General features: G+C 50.9%; 15 protein-coding genes and 1 riboswitch. Of the genes, 3 read left to right on the top strand and 12 right to left on the bottom strand.

Annotated features, from left to right (window positions below; translation table 11 throughout):
- Nucleotides 1-87: 87 nt before the first annotated feature.
- The 6 genes from LIZ87_RS13085 to LIZ87_RS13110 all read right to left on the bottom strand — a co-directional run bounded on the left by LIZ87_RS13085 (nucleotide 88) and on the right by LIZ87_RS13110 (nucleotide 3470).
- Entirely contained in the window at nucleotides 88-294 is a 207-nt protein-coding gene (locus LIZ87_RS13085; protein ID WP_227147669.1) for a hypothetical protein, read from the bottom strand.
- A gap of 107 nt (nucleotides 295-401) precedes the next feature.
- Nucleotides 402-635, bottom strand: coding sequence for a complexin-2 (locus LIZ87_RS13090; protein ID WP_117698906.1), 234 nt, complete (start codon nucleotides 633-635; stop codon nucleotides 402-404).
- A gap of 100 nt (nucleotides 636-735) precedes the next feature.
- A complete protein-coding gene (locus LIZ87_RS13095; RefSeq protein ID WP_227147671.1) occupies nucleotides 736-1866 on the bottom strand; it encodes an AAA family ATPase in 1131 nt (376 codons plus the stop codon).
- Nucleotides 1863-2186 (bottom strand): plasmid mobilization protein, encoded by a 324-nt coding sequence (locus tag LIZ87_RS13100; protein ID WP_117698904.1) that lies wholly within the window; start codon nucleotides 2184-2186, stop codon nucleotides 1863-1865. The genes LIZ87_RS13095 and LIZ87_RS13100 overlap by 4 nt, the downstream gene beginning before the upstream one ends.
- Nucleotides 2170-3270: a site-specific integrase gene (locus tag LIZ87_RS13105; protein ID WP_117698903.1), complete on the bottom strand. Its 1101-nt coding sequence runs from the start codon at nucleotides 3268-3270 to the stop codon at nucleotides 2170-2172. The genes LIZ87_RS13100 and LIZ87_RS13105 overlap by 17 nt, the downstream gene beginning before the upstream one ends.
- A 20-nt stretch (nucleotides 3271-3290) precedes the next feature.
- A complete protein-coding gene (locus tag LIZ87_RS13110; RefSeq protein WP_008374033.1) occupies nucleotides 3291-3470 on the bottom strand; it encodes a DNA-binding protein in 180 nt (59 codons plus the stop codon).
- 216 nt (nucleotides 3471-3686) lie between these two features.
- Here LIZ87_RS13110 and LIZ87_RS13115 point away from each other — a divergent pair, with 216 nt between their 5' ends.
- On the top strand, nucleotides 3687-4247 hold the full coding sequence (locus tag LIZ87_RS13115; protein ID WP_227147673.1) for a helix-turn-helix domain-containing protein: 561 nt from the start codon (nucleotides 3687-3689) through the stop codon (nucleotides 4245-4247).
- A 178-nt stretch (nucleotides 4248-4425) separates the two neighbouring features.
- Here the strand turns inward: LIZ87_RS13115 and guaA are convergent, their stop codons facing one another.
- The gene (gene guaA / locus LIZ87_RS13120; protein ID WP_227147675.1) at nucleotides 4426-5967 is read right to left on the bottom strand and encodes a glutamine-hydrolyzing GMP synthase; all 1542 of its coding nucleotides are present in this window, start codon (nucleotides 5965-5967) and stop codon (nucleotides 4426-4428) included.
- 342 nt (nucleotides 5968-6309) lie between these two features.
- A riboswitch (TPP riboswitch) is annotated at nucleotides 6310-6408 on the top strand.
- A gap of 38 nt (nucleotides 6409-6446) precedes the next feature.
- Between guaA and LIZ87_RS13125 the strand changes: the two genes are divergently transcribed.
- The gene (locus tag LIZ87_RS13125) at nucleotides 6447-7106 is read left to right on the top strand and encodes an energy-coupled thiamine transporter ThiT (protein WP_178313614.1); all 660 of its coding nucleotides are present in this window, start codon (nucleotides 6447-6449) and stop codon (nucleotides 7104-7106) included.
- Between the two features lie 303 nt (nucleotides 7107-7409).
- Here the strand turns inward: LIZ87_RS13125 and uvrA are convergent, their stop codons facing one another.
- Together uvrA and LIZ87_RS13135 are read right to left on the bottom strand one after the other, a co-directional pair.
- Nucleotides 7410-10259: an excinuclease ABC subunit UvrA gene (gene uvrA, locus LIZ87_RS13130; protein ID WP_178313616.1), complete on the bottom strand. Its 2850-nt coding sequence runs from the start codon at nucleotides 10257-10259 to the stop codon at nucleotides 7410-7412.
- Nucleotides 10260-10512: 253 nt separating this feature from the next.
- The gene (locus LIZ87_RS13135; RefSeq protein ID WP_227147677.1) at nucleotides 10513-12237 is read right to left on the bottom strand and encodes a M20/M25/M40 family metallo-hydrolase; all 1725 of its coding nucleotides are present in this window, start codon (nucleotides 12235-12237) and stop codon (nucleotides 10513-10515) included.
- 154 nt (nucleotides 12238-12391) lie between these two features.
- On the opposite strand from LIZ87_RS13135, the gene LIZ87_RS13140 reads away from it, so the two are divergent.
- Nucleotides 12392-13132, top strand: coding sequence for a Type 1 glutamine amidotransferase-like domain-containing protein (locus tag LIZ87_RS13140; RefSeq protein ID WP_178313620.1), 741 nt, complete (start codon nucleotides 12392-12394; stop codon nucleotides 13130-13132).
- Nucleotides 13133-13329: 197 nt separating this feature from the next.
- On the opposite strand, the gene LIZ87_RS13145 is transcribed toward LIZ87_RS13140, so the two are convergent.
- Genes LIZ87_RS13145 through LIZ87_RS13155 form a run of 3 tightly spaced genes read right to left on the bottom strand, consistent with a single transcriptional unit; the run spans nucleotide 13330 to nucleotide 16966 of the window.
- On the bottom strand, nucleotides 13330-14310 hold the full coding sequence (locus tag LIZ87_RS13145) for an ABC transporter permease (RefSeq protein WP_178313623.1): 981 nt from the start codon (nucleotides 14308-14310) through the stop codon (nucleotides 13330-13332).
- Nucleotides 14311-14322: 12 nt separating this feature from the next.
- Entirely contained in the window at nucleotides 14323-15441 is a 1119-nt protein-coding gene (locus tag LIZ87_RS13150) for an ABC transporter permease (RefSeq protein ID WP_178313625.1), read from the bottom strand.
- The gene (locus LIZ87_RS13155) at nucleotides 15434-16966 is read right to left on the bottom strand and encodes an ABC transporter ATP-binding protein (protein ID WP_178313627.1); all 1533 of its coding nucleotides are present in this window, start codon (nucleotides 16964-16966) and stop codon (nucleotides 15434-15436) included. The genes LIZ87_RS13150 and LIZ87_RS13155 overlap by 8 nt, the downstream gene beginning before the upstream one ends.
- Between the last annotated feature and the right edge of the window lie 26 nt (nucleotides 16967-16992).

Consider the following 16992-nt stretch of genomic DNA (forward strand, 5'->3'; position numbering starts at 1 on the left):
TTTCGCCGAAAGTAACGCAAAAGCACTTTTGACAGCCGTTCCGTCCATCAAAAGCTGCCTTTGCGCTCTGCCGAGGGCTTTTCCGCCCTACGGACGGGACGGCTGTTCCCGCCGCTTTGCTTCCGCCGCCATAGCTTTTCGGATAGCCGAAAATACGTTTTCTACCGTACATTCCTCCCACCCAGCAAGCCATACCAGCGTCTGCATTTCTGCCGCAGTCAGTTCCACATCTCCAAAGATTTCATTGAGTGCGGCAATCCTCCGGGCTTCACTTTCGTAAAAATATTTGTTCACGTTCCGAGTTCCCCAGTCCGGCTGAATTATCATCAAATCACACCTTTCTCGTTGTCTGATATCCACAGGAGCGTGACACGCTCCTGTCTGTTATCATCAAAGGAAAACTACCAGCGAAAGCTGTCCGGCACTCCACGTTTTTCCAGATATTCCTGCCTGGCTTTTTCCCGTTCTTCCTGTGTGGGCGCAGTCTTATATTTCGCATATAATTCATGGCGCACCAGCGAATCCAATTTTTGTTCCAACCCCTGCCGGATTTCATTCAGACAATCATTATCTTCCATTAGATGATAGCAGAGCAGAGATACAAATAACTCATAAGGGATTTGCACGTTTTTCATCACTTCATCCTTTCTGCGTCGGTTTGCGTCGATAGCGTCGATATTTTCTATAGCAGCCTACTGTAAAAAATACCGTCGCAACCGACGCATATCGTCGCTTTTACTCTCTCGGTTCAAGTCGTTTCAGAATAATCTTCCTTTCATGCCCCCGCTTATTGTCATAGAAAATTCCATAGTCATTAAGCAACTGGCTATTGACTACATTCAGCTTTCTGGAAAGCACGTTTGCCTGTATCTGCATATCCGGCAACTGGCTCACAAGTTCTGTTGCCGTCCCCTCCCATTCCGGCTTATCCTCTGTCAGGAAATTGTTGATTGCTTCCAGCAGAGGATTCGGCGGTTGTTTCCACAGTTCCGTTTCTGCCTTTTTGAATTTCCAGACGCAACGCTCCCGGTCAAACTCTATGGTCAGTTCCTGATCCGGCTGATCACGCCCCACTATATCCATGACCGCCTCGTTGTCAGTGCGCTTTTTCTTGTGCACGATAAACGCTCCGTCTGCCGCTCCAAGCAGTCCGTTTGTGCCGGAAATCATATCAAAGCTGTCCTCGGATTCCAGCTTGCGTGTGTGATGAACCACCAGCAGGCAGATACCGTATTTGTCGCTGAACGATTTTAACTTTGTCACAATCTCGTAATCGCTGGAATAGCTGTACCTGTCCCCTCCAACCTCACGCACTTTCTGGAGCGTGTCAATGATAATCAGCCTTGCGTCTGTATGCTCTTTCAGAAATTCCTCTAATTGCCTGTCTAAGCCCTCATTCAAGGTTTTTGCCTGTGTCGCAAAGTACAGGTTATCCGCACATTCCACACCGAACATACCGGAGAGCCGCCGCTGAAGCCTTGCGTAATCATCTTCCAGTGCCAGATACAGCACCGTCCCCTTTCGGACGGGATAATCCCACAGGGGAAGCCCCATTGCCACATGATAGGCAAGCTGCCCCATAAAGAACGATTTTCCAACTTTCGGCGCACCCACAAAAAGGTAAGTCCCTCCATAGAGGAATCCATCTACAACCGGCGTTCTCGGCGGGTAGACGGTATCATACAGTTCCGTCATGGAAACGGTTTGAAGCCTGCCGCTCCCGGATTTCTCCGGGATATTTGCGGCTTGCAGATTGATTTGTGCTGTTTCATTTGCTATAATTTCATTGTGATTTTTGATAATCGGCTGCGCCCCATCTGCGCCAACAGATGATACGGGAGCAGTCGTTTTTCTTGTTTCTGTCATTCATCTTCTCCTTTCAAACCGTCTAATGTAATTGCGATTACCTGCAACGTGTAGAGCAGTTCGTCATTGTCCGGGCTTAATGCTTCCAGCCGCTTCAATTCTTCGTGGATAGCTGCCATTTGATTTTTCAGCGCCTTATACACCCTCGGATTGCCCTGTACCACCACGTCCCGGCACAGCAGCCGCCTTGTGATGTAGTCTTGCTTTGTCAATCCCGACAGCGCCACCAAATCGTTAAGCAGCTTCGCTTCCTCGTCTGATACCCGGAACGCTACTGTATGATTGCGCCACCGCCCTTTGTAATCAAGTATTCTTTCCATTTGCGTCCTCCTTTGTCATTCGCTCCATTTCCAATTTTTCCGCCATTTCCGTCTGCACCGTAGGAAACAAGTGGGCGTAGCGGTAAGTGATTTTCTCCGCTTCATGCCCCATGCGCTCCCCAATCGCCAACACCGAAAATCCCATGTCTATTAGCAGGGAAACCGCGCTATGTCGAATATCATGCACGCGAATCTTTTTTACACCCGCCTGTTTCGCCCCTCGCTCCATTTCATGGTTGAGATAGGATTTTGTGACCATAAACAGCCGCTCGTCCGGCTGAATGTCGTAGAGCATTTTGATATATTCCTGCATTTCCTCACAGAGAAATGGCGGCATTTTGATTGTACGGTTACTCTTTTTTGTTTTCGGGCTTGTAATAATGTCCCGCCCTTTAGATCGGTGAAATGTCTTGCTGATTGTGACTGTCTGCTTCTGAAAATCAAAATCAGCCGGAGTGAGCGCCAGCAGTTCGCCGGAGCGGATTCCGCACCAGTAAAGCATTTCAAAGGCATAATAGGAACGTGGCTTATCCATCATGGCTTCGGAGAATTTCAAATATTCCTCTTTCGTCCAGAAGTCCATTTCTTTCGGAACCTCATTTCCCATTGTGCCAGCCCGCCTTGCCGGATTGTAGGGCAGGTTATAGAAGTTCACAGCATGGTTGAAAATCGCTGTAAGCTGGGCGTGTATGGTTTTCAGATAATCCGCCGAATAAGGCTTACCTTTCTCGTCCCGATACGCCATGAGTTCATTCTGCCATGCGATAATATCCTTTGCTTCAATCTCCGCTATCTTCCGATTTCCGAAATATGGTAAAATCTTTGTGCGGATTACATGGCTTTTGGATTCCCATGTGCTTTCCTTGACACGCTGTTTCTTGTCGGCTTCATAAACCTCAAAGAAGCTGGCAAACGTCATATCCAGCTTTGCACTCTGTTTCAGCATGGCTTCATGCTCCCACGCCTGTGCTTCCCGCTTCGTAGCAAATCCCCGTTTCTGGGTCTGCTTCCGCTCCCCTTTCCAGTTCGTGAAACGATAGATTACCCGCCACGTTCCCGTAGCATTGTCTTTGTATACAGCCATTCAAATCATCTCCTTTCCGCTTAATCGCTGTAACAGACCTTTTTATGAAAAAATGTAGCGTTCACACGACCAGCCACCGTCAGATAGCCCTGCTTCTGTAATTCTGCGTTCAGTTCCCGCACAATCTGGTAGGCTTTTGACTTTGACACCCGCAGTTCCGCTGCCACTTCCTCCACAGTCATAAATGATTTTTCTACCATTCCGTTATCCTCCCCTTTCTTAATTTAACTGTTTTTGTTTAAGTTATATCCATAATACTAAATAAATTCCGTTAAGTCAAGTGGTTTGCAAAAAATCTTAACTTTTTTTATTTAAGTTCCTCTTGCTATTCCTATTGCACCATGTTATACTAACTTCAACAGAAATGTTTAAGTCAAGAATGGTTGTATCACTATAACTACAACGGAGGTTTTATTATGGCAATCGGCAAACGAATCCGCTTTTTCCGTAATCGGAAAGGCATGACGCAAAAGCAGTTAGGCGAAATCCTCGGTTTTCTCGGAAAGACCTCTGATGTTCGTATGGCGCAGTATGAATCAGAAGCCAGAACGCCGAAGCAAGATCTTGTAAAAGAAATGGCAAATATCTTTGATGTCAGTACCCATGCCCTCACTGTGCCGGATATTGATACCTATATCGGGCTTATGCACACGCTTTTTGCGCTGGAAGATATGTATGGACTGAAAATCGGAGAGATTGACGGGGAAATCTGCCTGCGTCTTGACAAGTCCGACTATTCCACCTATTCCTCCATGTTCAAAATGTTCCACGCATGGCAGGAACAATCTGCCAAGCTGGAACAGGGCGAGATTAGCAGAGAAGAATACGACCAGTGGCGATACAAGTATCCAGAACTTGACACCTCTGGGCATTGGGTAAGTGTTCCCTCTCAGGCGGTCAGTGATATGCTTGTCAAAGAATTTCAGAAAATCGAGAAAAAAGAAAAGAAAGCGTCTAAAAAGAAAAAGCAGAAATAAGCATAAAAAGACCTTGCCGATGTTCAGTTTCCATATCTGAAAATCAGCAAGGTTTTTCTGTTATTGAAGTATTCTGTTATTCAGTGAGTGATACCCGAAATGTTGCCAAATCGTTGCCAGCACTTAAACAAATTTGCTTGTAACCCGCATAAATAAAGGCTTTTTCAAGTTCATATCATCACTCGAACTCAATCGTCCCCGGCGGCTTAGACGTCAGATCATACATCACCCTGTTAACGCCCTTCACCTCATTAATAATCCTATTCGTCACCTTAAACAGCACCTCATAAGGCAGCTCCGCTGCCTCAGCAGTCATAAAATCTGACGTATTGACAGCCCTTAAGGCCACTGCATAATCATAGGTCCTGAAATCTCCCATGACTCCCACAGACCGCATATTCGTCAAACCTGCAAAATATTGTCCCAATCCCTTATCCAGTCCGGCCTTGGCGATTTCCTCGCGGTAGATCGCGTCGGCATCCTGCACGATGCGGACTTTTTCGGCGGTTACTTCACCGATGATACGGATTCCTAAGCCTGGTCCTGGGAAGGGCTGGCGGTATACCAGGTGCTCTGGGATGCCAAGCTCAAGGCCTACCTTGCGTACCTCGTCCTTGAACAGCATGCGCAGGGGCTCTATGATCTCTTTGAAATCTACTACGCTGGGAAGGCCGCCTACGTTGTGGTGGGACTTGATGACAGCGGACTTGCCCAGGCCGCTTTCGATCACATCCGGATAAATAGTTCCCTGTACCAGGTAGTCTACAGCTCCAATCTTTTTGGCTTCCTCTTCAAATACGCGGATGAATTCCTCGCCAATGATCTTGCGCTTCTGCTCCGGCTCTGTGATGCCTTTTAATTTGGCATAATAGCGCTCCTGAGCGTTGACGCGGATAAAGTTCAGCTCATAGGGGCCTTCGGGGCCGAATACGGCTTCTACCTCATCGCCTTCATTCTTGCGCAGAAGGCCATGGTCTACGAATACGCAGGTCAGCTGCTTTCCGATGGCTTTTGACAGCATAACAGCTGCCACGGAGGAGTCTACGCCGCCGGACAGGGCGCACAGCACCTTGCCGCTTCCGATCTTCTCGCGAAGTGCCTCGATGGTGGTTTCTGCAAGGGAGCTCATTTTCCAGTCTCCGCTGCAGCCGCAGATATCATATACAAAGTTGTGCAGCATCTTGCTGCCTTCCTTTGTGTGCATAACCTCTGGATGGAACTGGGTTGCATACAGCTTTCTGGAGGGGCACTCCATGGCTGCGATGGGGCATACCGGGGTACTGCCTGTAGCCTTGAAGCCTTCAGGGAGCCCGGCTATATAGTCGGTGTGGCTCATCCATGTGATGGTGTTGCCTTCCACGCCTTTAAAGAGCACTGATTCTGTATCCACCTGGACCTCTGTGCGTCCATATTCGCTGACAGGGGCAGTCTCTACGCGCCCGCCCAGGCTGTAAGCCATGAGCTGTGAGCCGTAGCAGATTCCCAGAATGGGAATACCCAGCTCAAAAATGCCTCCCTCATAATGAGGAGAGGTTTCATCGTAAACGCTGTTAGGGCCTCCGGTGAAAATGATTCCCTTTGGATTCATTTCCCGGATCTTCTCCAGGCTCAGCGTGTAGGGGTGTACTTCGCAGTAAACGTTGCACTCCCGGACACGGCGTGCAATCAGCTGATTGTACTGTCCGCCGAAATCCAAAACAATAATCATCTCTCTGTTCATGAGATCGTTTCCTCCATGCTTTTGCAATTACTTCTTGTAACAGTTTACCAGGCGAAGAACTTTCCCCTTATAAACTGAGAGAGATTGCACCCTAAAGCACAACCTCTCTTTTATCTTTTGCATATGTCCATTATAGGGGATGAAGCCGTAAATGGCAAGTGGTTTTCTTAAATTTTTTGATAAGATTCGACAGGAAATTACTCTCAGACGTCAGAAAACACCTGCTTCCCCGTCTCAAGCCTTTACATCCCCCTCCATCCCTACATTACATCCCCCTCCATCCCTACATAAAACCATTTGACAACCCTCCATTTCTGCGTTATACTCACAGCAAATCACATACCAACACGCTAGGGGAGCCTTGGGCTGAGATTGACTTGTGTCTGACCCTCACTACTTGAACCGGATAATACCGGCGTAAGGAAGCTGATTTTTACTTCTCAGTAGTCCCCTCCTGTGCATGCAAAGGAGGTTTTTTTATGTCTATTGTTACACCTGATGGCGGTCTTACCGCCCTGGGCTATGCCCTCTGCGGCATTGCCGCTCTGGCCCTTCTTCTGGCAGCTGCGGTTCTTGCAAAAAGAAGCCGTTCCGGTAAACGTCTTTCCACGAAACAGCTGGTATTCTGTGCCGCTGCCATGGCACTATCCTTTATCACCTCTTATATGAAGATCTGGACCATGCCTTATGGAGGTTCTGTCACCCTGTTCAGTATGCTGTTTATCTGTCTCATCGGCTACTGGTATGGGCCCCGGACAGGCATTCTCACCGGATTGGCCTATGGGATCCTGCAGTTTCTCCAGGAGCCTTATGTGCTCTCCCTGTTCCAGGTCTGCTGCGATTACGTGCTGGCATTTGCAGGACTGGGGCTGGCAGGAGTGTTCCACAAGTCTAAGCACGGGCTGGTAAAGGGATATATACTGGGCATCCTTGTCCGGGGCGCTTTTCATGCCTTGGGTGGATATCTGTACTGGATGGATTACATGCCTGAGAGCTTCCCGCAGACTCTGGCATCCCTGTATCCGATCATCTACAACTACTCCTATATTCTGGCAGAGGGCGTGATAACTGTTATCGTCATCTCCCTGCCGCCTGTCGCAAAAGCATTGGCACAGGTAAAGAAAAATGCTCTGGAGTAGTCAAACGCTCTGCAGCAGGCTGACGTGGTATCCCGCAGGCTGACGTGGTATCCCGCAGGCTGACGCTGTATCAAGCTTGCCGTTCAGTAAATCTACAGAGCATTTGGTTACAATATTTGCACCTCGCGGCAGGTCTACGTTTCACTTCGTTCGGTGCTAAACGTGTGCCACCGGCACACAGCACCGCCAACTATCCGTGCAGGCACGGCTGCTTGGCTCATTGCTTCGCGGGAATAAACTCATGGCGGAAGCGTATATACCATATGCTCCCGCCTTTTCTTTGCTTTGCTCCTCTGCCCGTACTTATTCCTGCTCTGCCTTCTCAGCGTCGTCCAAATACTTCTTCACATACATCCCCGTATAGGAAGCAGGATTCTCCGCCACTTCCTCCGGCGTTCCCTTTGCGATCACAGTGCCGCCCTTGTCTCCGCCCTCCGGGCCGATATCGATGATGTAATCAGCTGTTTTGATCACATCCAGATTGTGCTCGATCACGACTACGGTATTGCCGCCCTCGGAGAGCCTGCGCAGGATCTCGATCAGCTTATGGACATCTGCAAAATGCAGACCTGTGGTAGGCTCGTCCAGAATGTAGATCGTCTTTCCGGTGCCCCGTTTGGAAAGCTCTGTGGCAAGCTTGATGCGCTGGGCTTCGCCTCCTGACAGCTGGGTGGAGGGCTGTCCCAGGCGGATATATCCCAATCCCACGTCATAGAGCGTCTGTATCTTTCTCGTAATGGAGGGCACATTTTCGAAAAATTTCAGGGCATCCTCCACAGTCATATCCAGTACATCGTAAATGCTCTTTCCCTTATACTTGACATCCAGAGTCTCCCTGTTGTAGCGTTTGCCTTTGCAGACCTCGCAGGGCACATACACATCAGGAAGGAAATGCATCTCGATCTTGATAATTCCGTCGCCAGCGCAGGCTTCGCAGCGTCCGCCTTTTACATTGAAGCTGAAGCGCCCCTTGGTGTAGCCCTTCGCCTTTGCATCCACTGTGGAGGCAAACAGGTCACGTATCAGGTCAAACACCCCTGTATAGGTGGCAGGATTGGACCTGGGGGTGCGCCCTATGGGCGACTGGTCAATGGCAATGATCTTATCCAGCTGCTCTACGCCTTCAATGGTCTTGTGCTTTCCCGGAATGGTCCTGGCGCGGTTCAGCTTCTTAGCCAGAGCCTTGTACACGATCTCATTGATCAGAGAGCTCTTTCCTGAGCCGGACACTCCCGTCACGCAGGTCATAACGCCCAGCGGGATGGACACATCAATATTTTTCAGATTATTCTCTGCTGCCTTGCGCACTGTGATCCAGCCTGTGGGCTGCCTGCGCTGGCCGGGAACCGGGATCCTCATCCTGCCGCTTAAGTAAGCTCCTGTAATGGAATCCGGATTGTTCATAATTTCCTCTGCTGTTCCCACAGCCACTACATTACCGCCGTGCTCTCCGGCTCCCGGCCCGATGTCTACAATATAGTCAGCAGCCCGCATGGTATCCTCATCATGCTCTACCACCAGCACGCTGTTGCCTAGGTCTCTCAGATGGAGCAGGGTCCTTAGCAGCTTGTCATTGTCCCTCTGGTGAAGTCCGATGCTGGGCTCATCCAGAATATAGGCCACTCCCACCAGTCCGGAGCCGATCTGGGTTGCCAGACGGATACGCTGGGCTTCTCCGCCGGACAGAGTTCCTGTAGCCCTGGACATGGACAGGTAATCCAGCCCCACATCAATGAGGAAGCATATCCTCGCTCTGATCTCCTTTAAGATCGATGCCCCAATGGTCTGCTGCATGGTGGTCAGCTGCAGGCCGTCTATAAATTCCCTGAATTTCACAATAGACATATTGGTAGCTTCGTAAATGTTCAAATCTCCCACTGTAACAGCCAGGGACTCCTTTTTCAGCCTCTGGCCCTTGCAGGCAGGACAGGGGGTAATGCGCATGTAGGTCTCATACTCTGCCTTTGATGTCTCGGAAAAGGTTTCCTTATAGCGGCGGTTCACATTTTCGACCAGGCCCTCAAAGGCAACATCATAGACTCCCTCTCCCCGCTGGCTCTTATAGTGCACCTTTACCTCATGTCCCTTTGTGCCATAGATAAGAATGTCATGGATCTCCTTCGGATAATCCTGAAATGGCGTATCCAGGCTGAACTTGTACTCAGCAGACAACGCCTCCAGGATTGCCCTGGTAAAGCTTCCCTTGTCCGTACAGGACTGCCAGCCCAGCACTACGATGGCTCCCTGGTCAATAGAAAGCGACTTGTCCGGGATCATCAGATCCTCATCAAACTCCATCTTATATCCCAATCCGTAGCACTCCGGGCAGGCGCCGAAGGGATTGTTGAAGGAGAAGCTTCTGGGCTCCACCTCATCAATGCTGATACCGCAGTCGGGGCAGGAAAAGCTCTGGCTGAAATTCACCGGTTCGCCATCAATGACATCTACTGCCATAAGTCCATTGCTCAAAGCCATGACTGTCTCAATGGAGTCTGTCAGACGTTTTTCAATGCCCTCCTTTACCACAAGGCGGTCCACTACGATCTCGATATTATGCTTGATGTTCTTTTCCAGCTTGATCTCCTCTGAAAGCTCGTAGAGATTGCCATCGATCCGCACCCTCACATAGCCGCTCTTCCTGGCCTGATCCAGGATCTTTACATGCTCGCCCTTGCGCCCGCGGACCACAGGGGCTAACAGCTGTATCCTGGTCCGCTCCGGCATGGACATGATCTGATCCACCATCTGGTCAATGGTCTGCTTGTGGATGGCCTTACCGCACTTCGGACAGTGAGGGATACCGATCCTGGCATATAGAAGCCTCATGTAATCGTAGATCTCTGTGACCGTACCCACGGTAGAACGCGGATTGCGGTTGGTGGATTTCTGGTCAATGGAAATGGCAGGGGAAAGGCCCTCGATGCTCTCCACATCCGGCTTCTCCATCTGGCCTAAAAACTGCCGGGCATAGGAGGACAGAGACTCCATGTAACGTCTCTGTCCTTCTGCATAAACGGTATCAAATGCCAGGGATGATTTGCCTGATCCTGAAAGCCCCGTAAGGACTACCAGTTCATTCCTCGGTATGTCCAGGGAAATATTTTTTAAATTGTGCTCATTGGCCCCGCGGATTTTAATGTACTGCTTTGCCATGTGAAACTGCTCCTTATCTGTCATTGTAATATGCCGGCCGGATGGGTTGGCTCAAAATTCGGGAAACCCCGGTCATATAGTAGCTTTCCCCAGTTTCCATGGTTCATCCACTTCTCCGGCATCCGAAATATACGCAAGCCGCAAAAACGTGCCAATGGCGCATTCTGCTGTATACTCTGCAATTTGAGTTGTAATTCGATGGAAAACGGAATTTAAAAATGCATTTGTTTCATACGATGATGCCCTAAGTATATCACAACTCCTGCTGTATTGCAAACATTTGTTCGATTAATTTGCATAAAGTCTCCGGAACCTCATAAAACAGACTGGGAGCATATACGCGCTCTGAACGCTGGTGGAAGTCCCTTCCATAGGGGCCAAATAAAAGGGAAGGCACCTGGAATGCATTCAGGGTATTTTCATCCATATGATAGGAAGCCCGGCACATGGGCGCATTAGCCGCAAAGGCGGACAGCTCTTGTTTTTCTGCTCCTCCGCAGTAGCTCAGATCGGATATGCCGCAGAAATAGTTCCTTTTCTCCAATTTCAGCCCTGCCGCCTTCCCCGCTGCATCCGCCAGCATTTCGTAAAAACGGCTTCCATTTTCCCCATATGTTTTCAGGCGGTCACTGTGGTACGCAGGATAGTAGGGCGGCGCATAGGCAATGACGACGGCCGGGGAGGTAATGCCGGAATAAGTGAGGAGAGCATCCATCACTTCGATGGTGGCCTGGGGATAATTCCATATGCCTTCCTTAATCTTCTCCCCTGCTTCCCTGCACAGGTTTCCATACCATGTCTCAAAATTTTCCCGGACATTCCCCTGCTTTCCACTCTCTGCCTGTGCCTCCCAGGCCTCCTTGCTCTTGCTCCTGCACACCGCTTCCAGCTCCTCACAGGAAAATACCTGGTACTCTCCTGTCTTCTCCGGCTTGCCGCCCATTGCCGGGAAAATTTCCCTTTTCTGCATTTTCATGCGGGCATAATACTGCTCAAAGGAACTCTTTCCGATCTCCTTCAGGCGCTCCATCAGGGACTGGGCTGTTTTGGAAAAGCCCAGCACGCTCATATAGCCTGCTGCCCGGTCAGGCACAGAGACGTCATAGCTCTCCTTCCGGTCCCTGAACTGCAGCCAGGTGGGCGGCGGGCACACCTCCTCCCCAAAACTTTCCGAAAATTCAGGAGCCAGCTCTGTCTGCCGGAAATATTCCCCCAGCACACCGATGGCGCTCATACCCTCAAAGCAGTCTACCACATGAGCCTTCCTGCCCTGCACCAAAATGGTTGGAAGAAGCTTACCAACGGAGCCTATGTACACTGGCTGGCATCCCTGCTGCCGGGTGGAGGGCTCTAAGTCGATCAGGCATTCCCAGGAAAGCCCATACCTCTGCCTCAGCTCCTGAAAGAAAGCAGCGCCCTCCCGCATTCCGGCCGAATAAGCCTCCTCGTCTGCCACTGCTGCAAACAGCAGGTTTCCAGGGAGCTCAGGGCAGCGGAGCATCCATTTTCCATACCAGTCCAGCACAGCCATCCCGACAGCCAGGCCGCCCTTCATATCATTCACGCCCCGTCCGAATATCCATTCTCCTGATTGGAAATCCTCCCTGGCCTCAGGGGGCAGCATGGAAAGAAACTCCTTCAGCTCTCCTTTATCTGCCTGCATGAATGCCTCCATATCATAGGCCCAGGACTCAAAACGGCCATATTCCTTTGTGTCTACCACATCATAGTGGCCTGTCAGGATCAGCGTCCTTTCTCCCCGGCCCTTTACAAGGCCATAGGCCACGCCGCGCCCCCTGATCTCCGTCCGCTCTGTGCCCCAGTTGCCTGTCTGATCCGGATGCTCCTTAAAATATGCCTGCTCTGCCAGACAGTCTGCAATATATTCTGCCGCCCGTCCTTCCTCCCGTGTATTAGATACGCTTGGAATACTCACAAGACCCTTCAGATAATCATAAATCTGTTCTTTCCATTCCATTTTTGCATGCTCCTCCTGTTATCCGTCTCGTATGAAGCGAGATGCTTATCCCCTTAAGGATAGCAGTTTGATAAGTTTTGTCAAGCCTTGCCCTCCATCCTCCATTCATGTATAATGTATATGACATTACATTAATTGAAAGGAGTCCTGCCCAATGATCCTGTTTTTGACAAGCAGCCCCTGCAGCAATGACCTGCCTGAGGGCCTTGATATCCCCTGTATATTAAATGAAGCCAATGGCTTTGTGGAGCTTCTGTCCCAGTGCTGGAAGCCAGATTCCCAGTGCCTGATCGTAAGCTCTGATCCCGATAATTATGAGATGAATGATGAAATGGCGGAAACCTTTGGCGCTGCCTTCTCCTTCCACGGCCTAACACTCTCCGACCTGGCTGTGTGCGATTCCAGAAATGAGGAGGACGCCTCCTTTTTCGTTGGCTCCAGCGATGTGATCATCCTGGCGGGCGGTCATGTGCCCACGGAAAATGCCTTTTTCCACCGCATCCATCTGAAAGAACTGCTCCAGGATTTCCCAGGTATTGTTATTGGGATCAGCGCCGGGACCATGAACTGCGCCGGGGTAGTCTATGCGCAGCCGGAGCTGGAGGGCGAATCCATTGACCCTGATTATGAGCGTTTCCTGCCTGGGCTGGGACTCACCGGAATCAACGTTCTTCCACACTACCAGCAGGTAAAGGACTATTATCTGGACGGAAAGCCCCTTTTTGAGTCCATCACCTATCCGGACAGCTTTGGCAGGCAGTTCCTTGCCCTGGTAGACGGAAGCTTTGTCCTGGAATGCGATGGGCATGCAGAGCTCTATGGGGAAGCCTATCTCATAGAGGATGGACAGCTTTCCCAGATCTGCCGGGAGGGGGAGCACACAAATCTTTACTGATGAACCACGCTCCATGGCAGGATATTTTTATGAAACAAAAATCCGGGCCGCCCGCATGTTCAGCCACAGGAAGCCTTATGCTTCCCGCTGAACATACCGCTGCCCGGATCTTCTTTTTGTCACGCTTTCGCTCAAAGGCTCCGTCCTTTATCACGGTTCCGTCCAAACGATATTCCCATATTTTGTCGTTCTATCTACTACCGCTCTTCCCGGAAATACGCCAATCCCAGACTTGCCGGAGGCTGATACTCCCTCTTCTTTCTCAGGCTGGTGAACACCAAAACCACGATAGTCACCACATAAGGCAGAGCCTTGAAAATCTCCTGGGCGCCTCTGTCCAACCCTGGTATATACAGGTAGAGAATGTACAGACCGCCAAACAGAATGGAGCCCCAGATCGCATTGACCGGCTTCCACAGTGCGAAGATAACCAGCGCAATGGCCAGCCAGCCTCTGTCTCCAAAACCGTTGTTGGTCCAGGTTCCGCCGGAATATTCCATTACAAAGTACAGACCGCCCAGACCGCTGATACCGCCGCCCAGGCAGGTTGCCAGATACTTATAGGCCGTCACATTGATGCCTGCTGCGTCCGCCGTGGCCGGGCTCTCTCCCACAGCCCTTAAGTTCAGGCCCTTTCTTGTCTTTGCCAGGAAAAAGGACAGGGCAAGAGCAAGGGCGATCGCCAGATAGGTCAGAAAGCCATAGGAAAACAGAAGCTGTCCTACCACTCCCAGCTTAGAAAGTCCTGGGATAGGTTTCTTGTAGGCAGCGCCGGTAGTTGCAACGGAGATCTGTCCCACGCCTCCTGCCAGCTTTGCCAGAGAGCCGCCGAAAAAGTTGCCGAAGCCCACGCCAAAGGTAGTCAGGGCCAGGCCGGTCACGTTCTGGTTTGCCCTCAGGGTAATGGTGAGAATACTGTACACCAGCCCTCCCAGTGCCGCGCAAATAAAGGCGCACACAAAGGAGATCAGAAGCCCCACAAAGCCACTGGGGGACGCTGCAGAATTTTCATAGAGAAAAGCACCTATCAGTCCGGCAATGCCTCCCATATACATCATTCCCGGAATGCCCAGGTTCAGGTTTCCGGACTTCTCTGTCATGATCTCGCCTAAGGCCCCATACAGGATGCCGATTCCCTGTCCGATGGCCTTCTGGATAAAAATTACTAAAAATCCCATATCTTCACCCCCCTAATTGCCGCTGTCCTTATGCCCATGGCGGATCCCCACCTTATAATTGATGAAGAACTCGCAGCCCAGGATAAAGAACAGGATGATGCCGGTTATGATGTCGGATGCATTTTCATTCAGATTGAACTGGGAAGCGATCTGTCCCGCGCCCTTCTGCATAAACACCAGGAAAAAGGAGACAAGTATCATCACAAAGGTGTTGAACTTGCTGAGCCAGGACACGATGATGGCGGTAAAGCCCCTGCCTCCTGCTGTGCTTGTGGATATCGTATGGCTGGCCCCGCAGACAATGATGAAGCCTGCGATTCCGCAGATGGCGCCTGACAGTGCCATGGTGCGCAGGATCACCTTCTTTACGTTAATACCCGCGTATCTGGCCGTATTCTCGCTCTCGCCCACAACTGCGATCTCATAGCCCTGCTTGCTGTATTTCAGGTAAATGAACATGGCTGCAGTCAGAGCCAGCACGATCACCAGATTCCAGCCGTAGTCAAGGCCGAACAGCTTGGGGATCCAGCCGCCCTGGGTGGAGGAATTGATGGTGCCCACGGAGTTGGAGCCCTTCGGATTCTCCCAGAAAATAATGCAGTATGTGATCACCTGGGTGGCAACATAGTTCATCATCAATGTGAATAAGGTCTCATTTGTATTCCAGTATGCCTTGAAAAATGCAGGGATCACGCCCCATACCATAGCCGCCAGGGCGCTTCCCGCAAACATCAGCGGAAACAGCACAAAGGGCGGCAGGGAATTGCCCAGATAGATCATCATAGCCGCAGAGGCAACGCCTCCGATCAGCACCTGCCCTTCCGCTCCGATATTCCAGAACCGCATCTTGAAGGCGGGAGTAATGCCGATGGCAATGCACAGAAGCACCAGGGTATCCCGGATGGTCATCCACATACGGCGCTTTGTTCCCACTGCTCCGTCAAAGATTCCCTTGTAAACCTCCATGGGATTTAAACCTGTCAGCGCCACGATCACCACGGCGCAGACAGCAAGGGATAAGAGAACAGCGATCATGCGGATGGCCCAGGCCTTCCATGTCTCTATGCCGTCGCGCTTTGAAATGTGCATCAAAGGCTCTCTGCCCAAAACAGCCGTTATTTCTTTACTCATCCTGCCCGCCTCCTGTCCTTGTCATCATAAGTCCCACTTCTTCCTTTGTGGTCTTTCTGCCGTCCACGATGCCGCTGATCCTGCCGCCGCAGAGCACCAGGATACGGTCACACAGCTCCAGCAGAACATCCAGATCTTCGCCCACACAGATCACGGCAGCACCCTGCTTTTTCTGCTCATTGAGCAGATGATAGATGGTGTAGGAAGAATTGATGTCCAGTCCGCGCACCGGGTATGCCACCATGAGCACCTTTGGATCAGAAGAAATCTCCCTTCCCACCAGCACCTTCTGCACATTGCCTCCTGAAAGCTTGCGCACAGGGGTGCTGACGCCCGGAGTAACTACCTCCAGCTCCTCTATGATCCTCTCTGCCAGAGCCTTCGGCTTCTTTCTGTCAGCAAAGAAAGGGCGGCCCTTTTTATAGCCCCGGAGCATCATATTGTCCGTCATGCCCATAGCGCCTACCAGGCCCATGCCCAGTCTGTCCTCAGGCACAAAGGAGAGCTTTACTCCCAGCTTGCTGATAGCCGCTGCGGTCATTCCGGAGAGCTCCTTCTCCCCGCCCTCCGGGGGATAATAGGTAATGGAGCCTGCCTCCATGGGCTGCAGCCCCGCAATGGCTTCCAAGAGCTCCTTCTGTCCGCTTCCCGCGATACCGGCCACTCCCAATATCTCCCCGCTGTAGGCGGTAAAGGAGGCATTGTCCAGGGTCTTTACCCCCTCCTTATCCACACAGGTGATCCCCTTCACTACAAGCCGCTCCCGGGGATCCACCGGATCAGGCCGCTCAATGTTCAGGCTTACCTTTTTGCCCACCATCATCTCTGTGAGAGAGCTCTCAGTGGCCTCAGCAGTCTGCACCGTGCCTATGTACTGTCCCTTTCTCAGCACGGATACGCGGTCAGACAGGGCAAGAACCTCGTGAAGCTTGTGGGTAATGATGATAATGGAATGCCCGGCCTCCCTCATATTCCGCAGGACGGCAAACAGCTTATCTGTCTCCTGGGGAGTCAGCACAGCCGTCGGCTCATCCAGGATCAGGATGTCCACGCCGCGGTAGAGGAGCTTTACGATCTCCACGGTCTGCTTCTGGGATACGGACATGGTGTAGATCTTCTGATCCGGGTCCAGGTCAAAACCGTATTTGGCTGTAAGCTCCCTGATCTTTGCAGACACAGCCTTCATGTCCAGAATCTCGCTGCCGGATAAGCCCAGAATAATATTTTCTGCAGCAGTCAGCACATCTACCAGCTTGAAATGCTGGTGGATCATACCGATTCCCAGGGCAAAGGAATCCTTTGGTGAACGGATGGAAACCTCCTTTCCATTCACAAATATCTGCCCCTCATCCGGGTAATAGATACCGGAAATCATGTTCATAAGAGTGGTCTTTCCGCTTCCATTCTCACCCAGAACAGACAATATCTCTCCCCGCTTTACAGAAAGACATACCTTGTCATTGGCAGTTACCTTGCCGAACCGCTTTGTGATATTTTTTAGTTCAATTGCATATTCTTCCCTCACCCGGCAGACCTCCGTTTTCTTATAGG

The sequence above is a fragment of the Lacrimispora sp. 210928-DFI.3.58 genome, from assembly GCF_020554865.1.
Lineage (GTDB): Bacteria > Bacillota > Clostridia > Lachnospirales > Lachnospiraceae > Enterocloster.